Genomic DNA, 13,556 nt, shown 5'->3' with positions numbered 1-13,556 from the left:
AGTCATCGGCGCCGCCCGTACGTTGAGCGGTGCGGTGCCCGGGGGGACCGGCCGCCGCATACGGAACCGCCCGTGACCCGCACCCCCAGGGGGGACGCCATGCCCAGGACCACCCGCCCGACGACCGTCGCGACGGCCCTCTCGGCCGCCCTGCTGCTGGCCGCCCTGGCCGGGTGCAGCGGCGGGTCGGACGGACCGGACGGCTCCGACCGGGGCTTCGCGGGCGCCCTGCCCGGCCGCGCCCCGGCCGGGGCGACCCAGACCCCGACGCCGACCCCGACCCCCACCCCGCCGCCCACCGCCCCGTACGTGGCGCTCGGCGACTCGTACACCGCCGGGCCCCGGATCGCCCCGCAGACCGGCGACCCGGTCGGCTGCGCCCGCTCCGGGGCCAACTACCCCTCCCTGCTGGCGAAGGCGCTCGGGGTGGCGCCCGGGCAGTTCCGGGACGTCAGCTGCAGCGGCGCCCGCACCGGGGACCTCCGGAGCCCGCAGCGGACCGCCGACGGCCCCAACCCGGCCCAGCTGGACGCGCTGACCCCGGACACCCGGCTGGTCACCGTGGGCATCGGCGGCAACGACGCCGGTTTCATGGAGGTCGTCACCGAGTGCGCCAAGGCCACCCTGGCGGACGCGGTCAAGGACCTGGTCGGCGAGGACCGCGCGGCCGCGCCCTGCCGGGAGCACTACGCCTCCGGCGGCACCGACGAGGTGCGGGCCCGGGTCGACGCGGCGGGCGAGAAGCTCGGCGAGATCCTCCGGGAGATCGGGCGCCGCTCCCCGCGGGCCCGGGTGTACGTGGTCGGCTACCCGACCCTGCTCCCGGCCGACCCGGCGGGCTGCCGGGCGACCCTGGGCACCACCGTCGCGGCGGCCGACCTCGGCTTCCTCACCGAGAAGGAGCAGCAGCTCAACGGCATGCTCAAGCAGCGCGCGGAGGCCGCCGGGGCGGTGTTCGTGGACACCGCCGGGCCCTCGGCCGGGCACGACATGTGCGCGGGGGAGGACGCCCGCTGGATCGAGCCGCCGTTCCCGGCCCACGGCCTCACCCCGGTCCACCCCAACGCCAAGGGGGAGGAGGGGGTGGCCGCCGCGCTGCTCAAGGCCGTCCGGGGCTGAGTGCAACCGGGGGCTGAGTCCGCCCGCGCCGGGCGCCGCGGTCGGGCCCCGTGACCGGACCGTTCGGGCCCGGCCGATCCGCCGGGGCGGACACCGGCGCGCCTCCCCCGGTTCACGCGCCGGTCCGCACCCCTTCGCGCGCGGCACACCCCGCGTGTCGGGGGCGCGGCGTACCGTGAGTGGCATATGGATGACACCACGCACCGCCTCGCCGCCCCGCTCCCGTACGACCACGCCGCCGAGGCCCGCTGGGTCCCCGAACCGGACAAGCGACCCGGCCGCACCGCCTTCCAGCGCGACCGCGCCCGGGTGCTGCACTCGGCCGCACTGCGCCGGCTGGCCGGCACCACCCAGGTGGTCGCCCCGATGCTCCGCGACTTCCCGCGCACCCGGCTCACCCACTCGCTCGAATGCGCCCAGGTCGGCCGGGAACTGGGCGCGGCCCTCGGCTGCGACCCGGACCTGGTGGAGACCGGCTGCCTGGCCCACGACATCGGCCACCCGCCCTTCGGCCACACCGGCGAGGAGGCCCTCGACCAGGCCGCCGAGGCCTGCGGCGGCTTCGAGGGCAACGCCCAGTCGCTGCGCATCCTGACCCGGCTCGAACCCAAGCGCTTCGCGCCGCCGGAGGACCAGCCGGCCTCCCGGCTCGCCCCCTGGCCCGGCCGCAGCGTGGGCCTCAACCTGAGCCGGGCCGCCCTGGACGCCGCCACCAAGTACCCGTGGACCAAGGGCGCCCACCCGACCGACCCGGCCTCGCCCAAGTACGGCGTCTACGCCGACGACCTGCCGGTCTTCCGCTGGCTACGGGCTGGCTCCCCGGCCGGGCGCAAGTGCTTCGAGGCCACCGTCATGGACTGGTCCGACGACGTCGCCTACTCCACCCACGACGTCGAGGACGGCCTCCAGGCAGGCCACATCGACCCGGCCGCGCTGCGCGCCCCCGGCGAGCGCGCCGACCTGTTCAAGGTCGCCGAGCGCTACGCCCCGGACGCCGAGCCGGAGGAGCTCTCCGCCGCCCTGGACCGGCTGCTGGCCCAGGACTTCTGGCCGCAGGGCTACGACGGCACCGCCCGCGCCCGGGCCGGGCTCAAGGACCTCACCAGCCAACTGATCGGCCGCTTCTGCCTGGCCGCCGAGCAGGCCACCCGCGCCCGCTACGGCCCCGGCCGGCTGACCCGCTACGCCGCCGAGCTGGTGGTGCCGCGGGAGGTCCGGCTGGAGGTCGCGGTGCTCAAGGCCGTCGCCGTCCTCTACGTGATGATGCGCGACGAGCAGGCCCAGCTGCGGGCCCGCCAGCGGATCGTGATCGCCGAGCTGGCGTACGTACTGAACCAGCGCGCCCCCGAGGGGCTGGACCCGGTCTTCACCGCGATGTACCACGAGGCGGAGGACGACGGCGCCGCCCTGCGCACCGTGATCGACCAGATCGCCACCCTCACGGACGCCTCGGCCCTGGCCCTGCACGGCAGGCTGGTCGGCGCCTCCTGGACCTGACGCCCACCGCACGCGCACCCGGCGCGGCCCGGCCGGAACCCGGGCCGTAACCCCGGTTCGAAACCCCGGCCGCCCCAGTAGACTTCCGGGGTGGCCGGGCGGATCAGGGACGAAGACGTACAGGCGGTGCGCAGCGCACTGCCGATCGACGCCGTGGTGGGCGACTACGTACAGCTGACCAACGGTGGCGGCGGCGAGTACAAGGGCGTCTGCCCCTTCCACGACGAGAAGTCCGCCTCCTTCTACGTGAACCCCGCCAAGGGCGTCTTCCACTGCTTCGGCTGCCAGGAGAACGGCGACACCATCGCCTTCCTGATGAAGATCGAGCACTTCACCTTCGCCGAGGCCGTCGAGCGGATGGCCGCCCAGGCCGGCATCACGCTGCGCTACGAGGAGGGCGGCTACAGCCCCCGCCACCAGCAGGGCGAGCGCACCCGGCTGGTCGAGGCGCACAAGGTGGCCGCCGCCTGGTACCAGGAGCAGCTGGCCTCGGCGGAGGCGGAGATCGGCCGCCGCTTCCTGGCCGAGCGCGGCTTCGACGAGGAGGCCGCGAAGACCTTCGGGGTGGGCTACGCCCCGGCCGGGTGGGAGCACCTGGTCCGCTATCTGCGCGGCAAGGGATTCAGCGACAAGGAGATCCTCCAGGGCGGCCTGGCCTCGCAGGGGCAGCGCGGCGGTCTGATCGACCGCTTCCGGGGCCGGCTGGTGTGGCCGATCCGGGACATCGCGGGCGAGGTGGTCGGGTTCGGCGCCCGCCGGCTGCGTGAGGACGACAACGGTCCCAAGTACCTGAACACCCCCGAGACGCCGATCTACAAGAAGTCCCACGTGCTGTACGGCATCGACCTGGCGAAGAAGGAGATCGCCAAGTCGGGCCGCGCGGTGGTGGTCGAGGGCTACACCGACGTGATGGCCTGCCACCTGGCCGGGGTCACCTCGGCGGTGGCGACCTGCGGCACGGCGTTCGCCGAGGACCACATCAAGATCATCCGCCGGCTGCTGATGGACACCTCCCAGTACCGCGGCGAGACGGTCTTCACCTTCGACGGCGACGCGGCCGGCCAGAAGGCCGCGCTGCGCGCCTTCGAGGACGACCAGAAGTTCGCCGCCAAGACCTCCATCGCGGTCACCCCGGGCGGCATGGACCCCTGCGAGCTGCGACTGGCCCAGGGCGACGAGGCGGTCCGGCAGCTGATCGACCACCCCGTCCCGCTGTTCGAGTTCGCGCTGAACACGGCGGTCGCCAAGCACCGGGTCGAGACCCCCGAGGGGCAGGCCGCCGCGATGGAGGAGGCGGCCCTGATCGTCGCGAAGATCAAGGACCCGTCGATCCGGCACGGCTACGCGATCCGGCTGGCCGGCATGCTCGGAGTGAACCCGGGCGACGAGCAGTTCGTGGTCCGCCGGATCTCCCAACTGGCCCGCTGGGAGCGGGAGAAGCAGCAGAACCCGCGCGCCAACGGCCAGCAGCGGCGCACCGAGCAGCCGGTCGCGGCGCCGCGCCCGCCCGCGTTCCGGCTCAACCCGCGGGACCCGGCCCAGTTCGTCGAGCGGGAGCTGCTCAAGCTGGCGCTCCAGCACCCGGACCTGGTCAGCCCGGCCTTCGACCAGTACGGCGACGACGAGTTCCCGACCCCGCCGTACACCGCCGTCCGGCAGGCCATCGCCAAGGCCGGCGGCACCGCGTACGGGGCGGCCGCGCCCGACTTCACCGGCGCGGTGCGCGAGGCCTCCCCGGACGACCAGGTGCGCTCGCTGGTGACCGAGCTGACCGTCGAACCGGTGCGCTCGCTGCGCAAGGCGGACGCGATCTACGCGGGGGAGTTCCTGGTCAAGCTGCGCCTGCTGGCCGTCGAGCGGCGGATCGCCGAGGTCCGCGGCTACCTCCAGCGGCTGGGCCACCGGGCGGACGCCGAGCAGCTGCACGCGGTGCAGACCGAGCTGTGGCAGCTCCAGCAGTACGGCGACCAGCTCAAGAGCCGGGGCGCCGCGGCGCTGTAGCGGTTCCTGCTGCGGAGGCGCGCGGGAAGTCCCGTGCAGAAAGTCGGCGCACGAGTCTCGGCCACGGAGCGTGGCGTACCCCACACTGGAGGGCGTCCCACCTCCGTACAGCGCGGGTCCGCCAGAGTCGCGCCCGCCCCGAGGGATGCCCGTGGACCCAGGCCATGCCGCAGCGACCACCGCCACCAGACGAGCCGAGCCGACCGGACGGGCCGAGCCCACCGGACGGGCCGATCCCACCGGACGGGCCGATCCCACCGGACGGGCCGATCCCACCGGACGCGCCGAGCCCACCGGGCCGCCGACCGGGGAGCTTGAGACGGACCACGGCCGGGCCGGGGCCGCGCCCCCGGACCAGCGGGTCCCCGCCCAGGAGCTGCCGGAGGGCCACCCCGACAGCCCGGAGCCGGAGCCGGAGGCCGACGCCGAGGCCGAGGCCGAGGCTGACACCGACGCCGAGGCCGAGCCGGACCTCGACGACGAGGGCCCGGCCGAGCGCTCCGAGGGCGGCGGCCCGGTCGGCGACCTGCTGCGCCAGTACCTGCGCGAGATCGGCCGGATCCGGCTCCTCACCGCCGCCGAGGAGGTCGAACTGGCCCGTCGGATCGAGGCCGGACTGTTCGCCGAGGAGCGGCTCAACGGGGACCCGCCGCCGCCCGACCCGCTGGCCGGCGAGCTGGACTCCCTGGTGGTCCTCGGCCGGATCGCCAAGCGCCGCCTGATCGAGGCCAACCTGCGCCTGGTGGTGTCCGTCGCCAAGCGCTACGTCGGCCGCGGGCTGACCCTGCTGGATCTGGTCCAGGAGGGCAATCTGGGCCTGATCCGGGCGGTGGAGAAGTTCGACTACGTCCGCGGCTACAAGTTCTCGACGTACGCGACCTGGTGGATCCGGCAGGCGATGAGCCGGGCGCTGGCCGACCAGGCCCGGACGATCAGGGTGCCGGTGCACGTGGTGGAGCTGATCAACCGGGTGGTCCGGGTGCAGCGCGCGCTGCTGCAGGAGCGCGGAGTGGAGCCGAGCCCGGCCGACATCGGTACCGCCCTGGAGCTCACCGAGGCGCGGGTCCGCGAGCTGCTCCGGCTGGCCCAGGAGCCGATCTCGCTGCACACTCCGGTCGGGGAGGAGGACGACGTCGCGCTCGGCGACCTGATCGAGGACGCCGACGCTGCCTCACCCGCCGAGTCGGCGACCTTCCTGCTGCTGCGCCAGCACCTGGACGCCGTGCTGGCGACCCTGGGCGAACGGGAGCGCCAGGTCGTCCAGCTCCGCTACGGCCTGGACGACGGCCGCCCGCGCACGCTGGAGGAGATCGGCGCGGTGTTCGGCGTGACGCGGGAGCGGATCCGGCAGATCGAGTCCAAGACGCTGGTCAAGCTCCGCGACCACGCCTACGCCGAGCAGCTGCGCGGCTACCTCGACTGACCGGGCGGGGCGGTGGACGGGCTCGGCGAGACCTGCTCGGCCGGCGGTGCCTGGGTCGCGCCCTGCGCCGGTTCGGCCGATGCCGATGCCGATGCCGGGGCCGAAGCCGGTGCCGGTGCCGAAGCGGAGGCCGAGTCGCTCGGCGTGGCCGCCGCGGATTTGGCGCCCGGAGGCGGCGAGGCGGGGCCGATCGGGATCGGGGTGGAGGCCACCACCGTGGCCAGGTCGGTGACGGTCCCGGTGCAGTCGTGCCCGGCGGGCTGGAAGCCGCAGACCTGGAAGCCGACCGAGGGGTTGGCCGCGTTCAGCATCTGCGAGTAGTTGTCGTAGCCCCAGTGGATCATCGCGGTCTCGCTGTCCCCGGTGCTGTCGGTGATCACCGCGTAGTCCTTGGGCTCGCCCTCGGTGATCGCCGCCCAGGCGGCCTGGCAGGTCTGGCTGTAGCGGAGGTAGACGACGACCTTGCCGATGACCGTGGTCTGCAGGGTGCGGGCGTCCTTGCCGCAGCCGGTGGTCTTGGGGTCCTTGTGGGCGCAGCCGAGGGCCCGGCAGTCGGGGGCGCCCGCGGTGGTCGGGGCGGGCCTGCCGGTGGCCGAGGTGCTCGGGGCCGGCCCGTCGGCGGCCGAGGCCTGGTCGTCGTGCCGGCTGAGGTGCAGCCCGGCCAGCACCAGCAGCAGCGCCAGCACGGCCGCACCGGCGACCAGGGCCGCCGGACGGCGCCACCAGGCGACGGCGGGTTCGGCGGTGGGCTCGCCGGTGAGCTCGGCGGCGGGCTCGTCGGCGGCTTCGTCGGCCGGTCCGGCGGTCGGGTCGTCGGTGGGCCCGGCGGTCGGCGTCGGCTCCGCACTCCGGTCCGTAGGCTCCGCGCCCCGGTCCGTAGGCTCCGCGCCCCGGTCCACGGGCTCCGAGGCCACCGTCTCCTGGGCCACGGGTTCGGCCGCCCGCTGCCGGAGCCGGCGCAGCACCACCGCGTCGCAGTCGACCGCCCCGATCAGCGCCTCCAGCGCCTGTTCGGTGACCACCCGCTTGCCGTTCAGCCAGCGCTCCCAGGAGGCCCGGCTGTAGTGGGTCCGGGTGGCGAGCTCGGACAGTGACAGTCCGGCGGTGTCCTTGAGCTTCCGGAGCTCCTCGGCCAGTAGGCGAGCGGGCTCGGACAGCTCCTCGGGCAGGTCCTTCCAGGCGGAAGCCAACGCGGTCCTCCATGAGTCGCGGGACGTGACGACGGTGGGACGGGGCGGGAGGTGCGCGCCCGGTCCGGCCGTTCGGCGTCTCCTCGTTCTCCAACCTCAGCGGCCCGGTGTCCCAAACTCCAGGTCATGGCGTTGAGACGGACGGAAGTGTCTCACAACCCCCGGGAACCCTCGAACAGTCATGTGTTCGTCGTGCAGAGTTCTCCCTGCCGGTGCGTTCGACCGCCCGGCCGTTTCGTTCGGGCCCCGGCCGGTCGGCCGTGGTCGGCCCGATACGGAGTCCCGGATCCCCCACCGGTCGTGGCAGCCTCACGGGGGGAGGCTGCCCCGACCGACCGGGACCACCCGGTGGGAGGGCGCTTTCCCTGCGCCCTCCCACCGCGGCGTTTCCCGGGGCGCCGAGCCCGGCCCTTAGTGGTGGAAGCCCTCGCGGACCGGCACGCCCAGCTCCTGCAGCGGGACGGGCTGGCGGCGCAGCTCCGGCAGCAGCCGGTTGAGGTCGGCCAGCAGCAGGTCGGCGAGGTCCCGGGAGAAGCCGTTGCGACAGACCACCCGGAGCACCGACAGGTCCTGCCGGTTCGCCGGGAAGGTGTACGCGGGGACCTGCCAGCCGCGCTCGCGCAGCCGCCGTGAGACGTCGAAGACGTCGAAGGAGACGTCCTCGGTGGTGGTGAAGGCGAACACCGGGACCTGGTCGCCGCGGGTCAGCAGCCGGAAGCAGTCGAGCTTGCCGATCTCCCCGGCCAGGTAGCCGGCGACCTCCCGGCAGGCGCCCTGGACCGCCCGGAAACCGGCCCGGCCGAGCCGTAGGAAGACGTAGTACTGCGCCACGACCTGCGCGCCGGGCCGGGAGAAGTTGAGCGCGAAGGTCGGCATCTCGCCGCCCAGGTAGTTGACCCGGAAGACCAGTTCCTCGGGCAGGGCCTCCTGGTCCCGCCACAGCGCCCAGCCGACGCCGGGGTAGACCAGGCCGTACTTGTGGCCGGAGGTGTTGATCGACTGCACCCGGGGGAGCCGGAAGTCCCAGACCAGCTCCGGGTCGAGGAAGGGGGCCACCATGCCGCCGGAGGCGCCGTCCACGTGCACCGGGACGTCCAGGCCGGTGCGCTCCTGGAGCTCGTCCAGCGCCGCGCAGATCTCCGCGATCGGCTCGTACGAGCCGTCGAAGGTCGAGCCGAGGACGCCGACCACGCCGATGGTGTTCTCGTCGCACAGCGCGACGGCCTGCTCGGGGCCGAGGTGGAAGCGCTCGCCCTCCATCGGCGCGGTGCGGGCCTCGATCTCCCAGAAGTTGCAGAACTTCTCCCAGCACACCTGGACGTTGACGCCCATCACGAGGTTGGGCCGGGCCCCGGCCGCGTAGCGCTCGGGGTTGCGGCGCATCCAGCGGCGCTTGAGCGCCATGCCGGCCAGCATGCAGGCCTCGCTGGAGCCGGTGGTGGAGCAGCCGACCGCGGCGTCCGGGTCGGGGGCGTGCCAGAGGTCGGCGAGGATGGCCACGCAGCGCCGTTCCAGTTCGGCGGTCTGCGGGTACTCGTCCTTGTCGATCATGTTCTTGTCCAGGCACTCGGTCATCAGCCGGGTGGCCTGCACCTCCATCGAGGTGGTGACGAAGGTCGCCAGGTTGAGCTTGGCGCTGCCGTCCAGCATCAGCTCGTCGTGGACCAGCTGGTACGCGGTGTCGGCCGCGACCGCCCCCTCGCCGAGCCGGTGCACCGGCGGGGCGAGTTCCATCGCGCCCAGCGGGTCGGTGATGCCGAGGAACGGACTGACGCTCAGCCGGCGTTCGTCGCCGGTTCCCTTGTGCAGGGCCATGGGTGCCTGTCGCCCTTCGCCTCGGTGGCCGTGTCCCGACCCACGCTCCCACCGGGCGCCGGGTGACGCATCTTCACTGCGGACTCCGGCACTGCGGACTCCGGCCGATCGGGATCGCCCCCGGCGGCAGCGTTCAGGCGGACGGGCCGGCGGCGGCCTCCGGGTGGATCTGGTCCCGGGCGGCGCGGTACTGCCGGCGCACCGCCGACCCGATCGCCAGGTCCTGTTCGCCCTCGGGCTCGACCGTCTCGGCGTCCGGCAGCGCCCACTCCGGCGGCTCGGGGGTGGCGGCCAGCGCCCAGGCGGCCTGCCGGGCGGCGCCGCGGGCGGCGTGCGCGCCCGGCGGGGGCACCACGACCGGGACGCCGAACAGCATCGGGGCGATGTGCCGGACGGCGGGCAGCCGGCCGGCCGCGCCGAGCAGGAACACCCGCTTGATCCCGACCCCCTGGGCGCGCAGCACGTCCAGCGCGTCGGCGGTGTTGCACAGCATGCCCTCGACGGCGGCACGGGCCAGGTGCTGGGGGGTCATCGCCTCGGCCCGCAGGCCGGTCAGGGTGCCGGCGGCGTGCGGCAGCGCGGGGGTGCGCTCGCCGTCCAGGTAGGGCAGCAGCACCAGCCCGTAGGCGCCGGGGGAGGAGTGCAGGGCGAGGTCGCTCAGCCCCTCCAGGTCCCGGCCGAGCATGGCGGCGGTGGAGCGCAGCACCTGGGCGGCGTTGAGGGTGGCGACCATCGGCAGGTGGCGGCCGCTCGCGTCGGCGAAGGAGGAGACCAGGCCGGTGGCGTCCACCACGGCCTCCTCGTGCACCGCGAAGATCGTTCCGGCGCTGCCGAGCGAGACCACCGCGTCGCCCGGGCCGAGGCCCAGGCCGAGGGCGGCGGCCATGTTGTCGCCGGTGCCGGCCGAGATCAGCAGGCCCTCGGGGGTGTGCCCGGCGGGTTCGGCGGGGCCGAGCACCTCGGGCAGCCGGAGTTCGTGGCCGAGCGCCAGCTCGACCAGGTCCTGCCGGTACTCGCCGGTGATCGGGGACCAGTAGCCGGTGCCGGAGGCGTCGCCGCGGTCGGTGGTGCGGCGCTTGGGGTGGCCGAGCAGCTGCCAGACCAGCCAGTCGTGCGGCAGCAGCACCTCGGCGACCCGGCGGGCGTTGGCCGGTTCGAACTCGGCCAGCCAGCGCAGCTTGGCGATGGTGTACGTGGGGCCGGGGACGGCGCCGATCGCGGCGGTCCACGCGGCCGGGCCGCCGAGGGCGTCCAGCAGCTTGGCGGCGGCGCCGCTGGAGCGCGGGTCGTTCCACAGGATCGCGGGCCGCACCTGCACCCCGCCCGCGTCCAGGCCGATCATGCCGTGCTGCTGGGCGCTGACGCCGATCGCCCGGACGCCCTCCAGCAGGCCGCCGGCCGCGGCGTCGCCGAGGGAGTGCAGCCAGACCTGCGGGTCGGCCTCGCCGGGGCGCAGGTCCTGGTCCTCGGGGACGGGGTGGGGCGCCTTGCCGGAGCGCAGGACGGTGCCGGTGTCGGCGTCGCACGCGACGATCCGGGTGCGGCTGGTCGAGCTGTCTATCCCCGCGACGATGGCCATGTCGAGATCATGCCTCAGCCCGGCCCGGTACGCGTCCGGGCCGGGTGAGCCGTTGCCGGTTCGGGACCGGGCGTTGGGATCGCCTTTGCCGTGGGATCACCGCCCCGTCGGGAACGCGGGCTACCGCCCGGTCACGGGCGGACGGTGCCCCAGCCGTCGTCCTCCGACCGGGCGCGGGTGAAGTACGGCACCCGGTCGGTGACGGCGTTCGGCAGCTTGTCCCCGACCCGGTCCGCGACGGCACCGGCCGCCTTCCCGGCCACCGCGCCGGCCTGCTGGCGCGCCCGGTCGGCGGCCCCCTGCACGGTGGGGTTCCGCGCGATCCGCCGGGTGACCTCGGTGATCTGTTCGTAGCGCCGGCGCCCGGCCCGCGAGCCGAGGACGTAGCCGGCCGCGAAACCCGCGGCCAACGACAGCTTCCACATGATCGGACCCACCCTCTCCTGGCGGCCTTCTGCCGCATTGCCCTACCCGTTGCCCGGGACGGCGAACCGTCCGCGCCCCCAGCATCCCCGGGAGCCGTCGGCGGCGCGCGCGGGGCACGCCGGGCCGGTGGTCCGGGGCGGCCGGGGAAACGATTGGCGGACCACCCCCCCGAGTGCGCTAATGTATGTCCCGCAGCGAGCGCCGAGGAGCCCGGGTCACGGGAGCCGAAGCGGAAGCCGATCCCCCATAGCTCAATTGGCAGAGCAGCCGACTGTTAATCGGCAGGTTATTGGTTCGAGTCCAATTGGGGGAGCTCGGGACGAGTGCTCCTAGGAGCCCGACTCCCGTGGCAGGTAAGGAAGTTCAGCACAGCGATCCCCCATAGCTCAATTGGCAGAGCAGCCGACTGTTAATCGGCAGGTTATTGGTTCGAGTCCAATTGGGGGAGCTGCGCCGGGTTCGCCCGGTGACTGCTCAGAGCGAAGGCCCCTCGGACGACCGGGGGGCCTTCGTGTTGTCCGGCCCGGTGTCGCGTGCGTCACCCGGCCGCCCCGGCCCCGGCCCGCCCCTGGCCCGCCCCGGCGCCGAGGGCGCGGGCGGGGGCGGGGCGAGTAAGGCGGGGGTCAGGTGGTCGCCCTCCGGTACAGGTCGGCGACCCGCTGGTCGAAGGCCACGCTGTACGAGGTGCCCGGGGTGTCCCCGCCCTCCTCGAGGCCGCCGATCACGCCGACCACCGCGCCGTCGCCGGTCACCCACGGGCTGCCGCTGGTGCCGTCGGTGTAGCCGCCGCAGTCGAAGCGCTCCTGGGTGGCGCTCTGCGAGCTGGTCCGGACCGCGCAGGTGATCGGTTCGTCGCTCTCGTTCGGGTAGCCGGTCACCGAGACCGCCAGTCCGACGCCCCGGCCGGTGCCGAGCGGGTTGCCGCCGACCGCGTCCTCGACCTCCCGGCCGTCGGCCGGGCGGACGGTGACGAAGGCCACGTCGTAGTCCGGATCGTCGTCGGAGGCCCAGCGGGGATCGACGGTGATCGACTGCACCTGCCAACTCCCGTACGGGGAGTACCCGTTGCGGTAGCCGGGGGTGAACACCAGGCCGTCCAGCAGGCCGACCCGCTGGTTCTGCACGCAGTGCGCGGCGGTGACCAGCAGGTTGCGCGCGGGGCTGCGCACCACGCTCGCCGTGCAGGACCGGGGGCCCTGGGCGCTGTGGACGGACAGCGTGCCGATCCGGTCGCGGGCCGCGCTCTGCTGGGCGACCTCGGCGTTCGGCGCCTTGTCCGACCCGCTGCCGCACGCGGTGCCGGCGGTCAGCAGCAGGGCGGCCAGCGCGGTCGCTCCGGCCGCGCGCGCGGGCGGCACCGGGCGGGGGGCCATCAGGGCTCCGTCTCGTTCCTCGGGGCGGGCATCCGGGCCGTGCGTTCCGCCGTTCGAGAGGAAGATCTACCAGTCCGTGCCCGGCGGCGCCACTGCCGGGTGTTCGAATCGGCCCGGGTCCGGCTTGCGTCCGGCGCGGGTCCGGCCCGGTCAGCCGGTGGCCCGGTCGTAGAGCGCCTGGACCCGGTCGCCGAAGTAGCTGCTGTACGAGGTGTCCGGGCTGTTCCCGCCCTCCTGGTAGCCGCCGATCACGCCGACCACGGTGCCGGTCCTGGTGGACGGGTCGAAGTCGGTGACCCAGGGGCTGCCGCTGGTGCCGCCGGTGTAGTCGGGGCAGTCGATCCGCAGCTGGGTGGCGCTCTGTTCGGCGGTGGTGTTGGAGCAGGTGATCGGGACGTCGCTGCTGCCCGGATAGCCGGTCACCCGCACCGGGAGCTGGTAGCCGCGGTTGACGCCCAGTTTGTTGGCGCCGAGCACCTGCTGCACCTGCTGCCCGTTCTGCGCCTGGACGACGGCGAAGGCGACGTCCATGTCCGGGTCGGCGTGGTCCTTCCAGCCGTCGTCCACGCTGACCGCCAGCAGCGGCCAGACCCCGCTCGGGGTGTCGCCGTTGCGGTAGCCGGGGACGAAGACCAGGTCGCTGCGCTGGCCGATCTTCGGGTCCCAGACGCAGTGGGCGGCGGTGACGATCAGGTTGAGTCCGGCGCTGTCGACCACGCTGGCGGTGCAGAAGTGGTCGCCGTCCGCGTTGCGCGTGAACACCGCGCCGACCAGGCCGTTGAGCACGGTGGGCTTGGCGGTACGGGTGACCCCGGTGTGCTTGCCGGTCGCCCCCTTGAAGCGCTGCTTGTTCCAGCCGTGGGCGTTCGCGGCGGCGCTCGGCGGTGCCGAGGTGACCGTCGGGGCGACGGTGCCGGGCCGCGCCGCGGTGGTGCACCCCGCCAGCGCGAAGGCCAGCACCAGCACCCCGGCCGCCGCTCCCGTCCCACGCATCGTCATCAGCCCAGGCTGCCCTGTCCGGGCCCTCCACCGCCACCCGGAGCCCGCCGCCGGGACCGGCCCGCGCCCTCCCGCACCCAGCTGCGCCCCCGGCGCGCACCACGGGTGATCGACCGGCTATGCTGCCCGGGACG

10 protein-coding genes and 2 tRNA genes are annotated in these 13,556 nt (G+C 74.4%); 6 read left to right on the top strand and 6 right to left on the bottom strand.

Features of this window, described 5'->3' with window-relative positions; translation table 11 throughout:
• Positions 1–99: 99 nt before the first annotated feature.
• The 4 genes from AB0F71_RS05640 (at position 100) to AB0F71_RS05625 (ending at position 6,040) form a co-directional block, all read left to right on the top strand.
• Positions 100–1,119 carry an SGNH/GDSL hydrolase family protein gene (locus AB0F71_RS05640; protein WP_360228633.1) on the top strand — a complete coding sequence of 340 codons (1,020 nt, stop codon included), beginning with the start codon at positions 100–102 and terminating at the stop codon, positions 1,117–1,119.
• A 186-nt stretch (positions 1,120–1,305) separates the two neighbouring features.
• Positions 1,306–2,616 (top strand): deoxyguanosinetriphosphate triphosphohydrolase, encoded by a 1,311-nt coding sequence (locus AB0F71_RS05635; protein ID WP_360228630.1) that lies wholly within the window; start codon positions 1,306–1,308, stop codon positions 2,614–2,616.
• Positions 2,617–2,706: 90 nt separating this feature from the next.
• A complete protein-coding gene (gene dnaG, locus AB0F71_RS05630; RefSeq protein WP_360228627.1) occupies positions 2,707–4,617 on the top strand; it encodes a DNA primase in 1,911 nt (636 codons plus the stop codon).
• A 145-nt stretch (positions 4,618–4,762) separates the two neighbouring features.
• Positions 4,763–6,040, top strand: a complete 1,278-nt coding sequence (locus AB0F71_RS05625; RefSeq protein WP_360228624.1) for an RNA polymerase sigma factor — start codon at positions 4,763–4,765, stop codon at positions 6,038–6,040.
• Here the strand turns inward: AB0F71_RS05625 and AB0F71_RS05620 are convergent.
• The 4 genes from AB0F71_RS05620 to AB0F71_RS05605 form a co-directional block, all read right to left on the bottom strand.
• On the bottom strand, positions 6,028–7,230 hold the full coding sequence (locus tag AB0F71_RS05620) for a DUF2690 domain-containing protein (RefSeq protein ID WP_360228621.1): 1,203 nt from the start codon (positions 7,228–7,230) through the stop codon (positions 6,028–6,030). The two genes, AB0F71_RS05625 and AB0F71_RS05620, sit on opposite strands and share 13 nt — an antisense overlap.
• A 411-nt stretch (positions 7,231–7,641) precedes the next feature.
• Entirely contained in the window at positions 7,642–9,045 is a 1,404-nt protein-coding gene (locus tag AB0F71_RS05615; protein WP_360228618.1) for a glutamate decarboxylase, read from the bottom strand.
• 133 nt (positions 9,046–9,178) lie between these two features.
• A complete protein-coding gene (locus AB0F71_RS05610) occupies positions 9,179–10,624 on the bottom strand; it encodes an FGGY family carbohydrate kinase (RefSeq protein WP_360228615.1) in 1,446 nt (481 codons plus the stop codon).
• Positions 10,625–10,755: 131 nt separating this feature from the next.
• The gene (locus tag AB0F71_RS05605) at positions 10,756–11,049 is read right to left on the bottom strand and encodes a hypothetical protein (protein WP_360228612.1); all 294 of its coding nucleotides are present in this window, start codon (positions 11,047–11,049) and stop codon (positions 10,756–10,758) included.
• A gap of 241 nt (positions 11,050–11,290) precedes the next feature.
• On the opposite strand from AB0F71_RS05605, the gene AB0F71_RS05600 reads away from it, so the two are divergent.
• A tRNA-Asn gene (locus AB0F71_RS05600) sits at positions 11,291–11,363 on the top strand.
• A 62-nt stretch (positions 11,364–11,425) separates the two neighbouring features.
• A tRNA-Asn gene (locus AB0F71_RS05595) sits at positions 11,426–11,498 on the top strand.
• A 175-nt stretch (positions 11,499–11,673) separates the two neighbouring features.
• Here the strand turns inward: AB0F71_RS05595 and AB0F71_RS05590 are convergent.
• On the bottom strand, positions 11,674–12,423 hold the full coding sequence (locus tag AB0F71_RS05590) for a trypsin-like serine protease (protein WP_360228609.1): 750 nt from the start codon (positions 12,421–12,423) through the stop codon (positions 11,674–11,676).
• A 150-nt stretch (positions 12,424–12,573) separates the two neighbouring features.
• Positions 12,574–13,422 (bottom strand): hypothetical protein, encoded by an 849-nt coding sequence (locus AB0F71_RS05585; protein WP_360228606.1) that lies wholly within the window; start codon positions 13,420–13,422, stop codon positions 12,574–12,576.
• Positions 13,423–13,556 lie beyond the last annotated feature (134 nt).

The sequence above is a fragment of the Kitasatospora sp. NPDC028055 genome (assembly GCF_040637885.1).
Taxonomy (GTDB): Bacteria; Actinomycetota; Actinomycetes; order Streptomycetales; family Streptomycetaceae; genus Kitasatospora.
The sequence above is the reverse complement of the archived record's forward strand: the minus strand, read 5'-3'. Positions and strand labels throughout refer to the sequence as shown.

What these genes read in the sequence shown, in the direction of transcription:
- AB0F71_RS05640 (WP_360228633.1), top strand. Translation starts at nt 100, where the DNA reads ATGCCCAGGACCACCCGCCCGACGACCGTCGCGACGGCCCTCTCGGCC.
- AB0F71_RS05635 (WP_360228630.1), top strand. Translation starts at nt 1,306, where the DNA reads ATGGATGACACCACGCACCGCCTCGCCGCCCCGCTCCCGTACGACCAC.
- AB0F71_RS05625 (WP_360228624.1), top strand. Translation starts at nt 4,763, where the DNA reads ATGCCCGTGGACCCAGGCCATGCCGCAGCGACCACCGCCACCAGACGA.
- AB0F71_RS05615 (WP_360228618.1), bottom strand. Translation starts at nt 9,045, where the DNA reads ATGGCCCTGCACAAGGGAACCGGCGACGAACGCCGGCTGAGCGTCAGT.
- AB0F71_RS05610 (WP_360228615.1), bottom strand. Translation starts at nt 10,624, where the DNA reads ATGGCCATCGTCGCGGGGATAGACAGCTCGACCAGCCGCACCCGGATC.
- AB0F71_RS05605 (WP_360228612.1), bottom strand. Translation starts at nt 11,049, where the DNA reads ATGTGGAAGCTGTCGTTGGCCGCGGGTTTCGCGGCCGGCTACGTCCTC.
- AB0F71_RS05590 (WP_360228609.1), bottom strand. Translation starts at nt 12,423, where the DNA reads ATGGCCCCCCGCCCGGTGCCGCCCGCGCGCGCGGCCGGAGCGACCGCG.
- AB0F71_RS05585 (WP_360228606.1), bottom strand. Translation starts at nt 13,422, where the DNA reads ATGACGATGCGTGGGACGGGAGCGGCGGCCGGGGTGCTGGTGCTGGCC.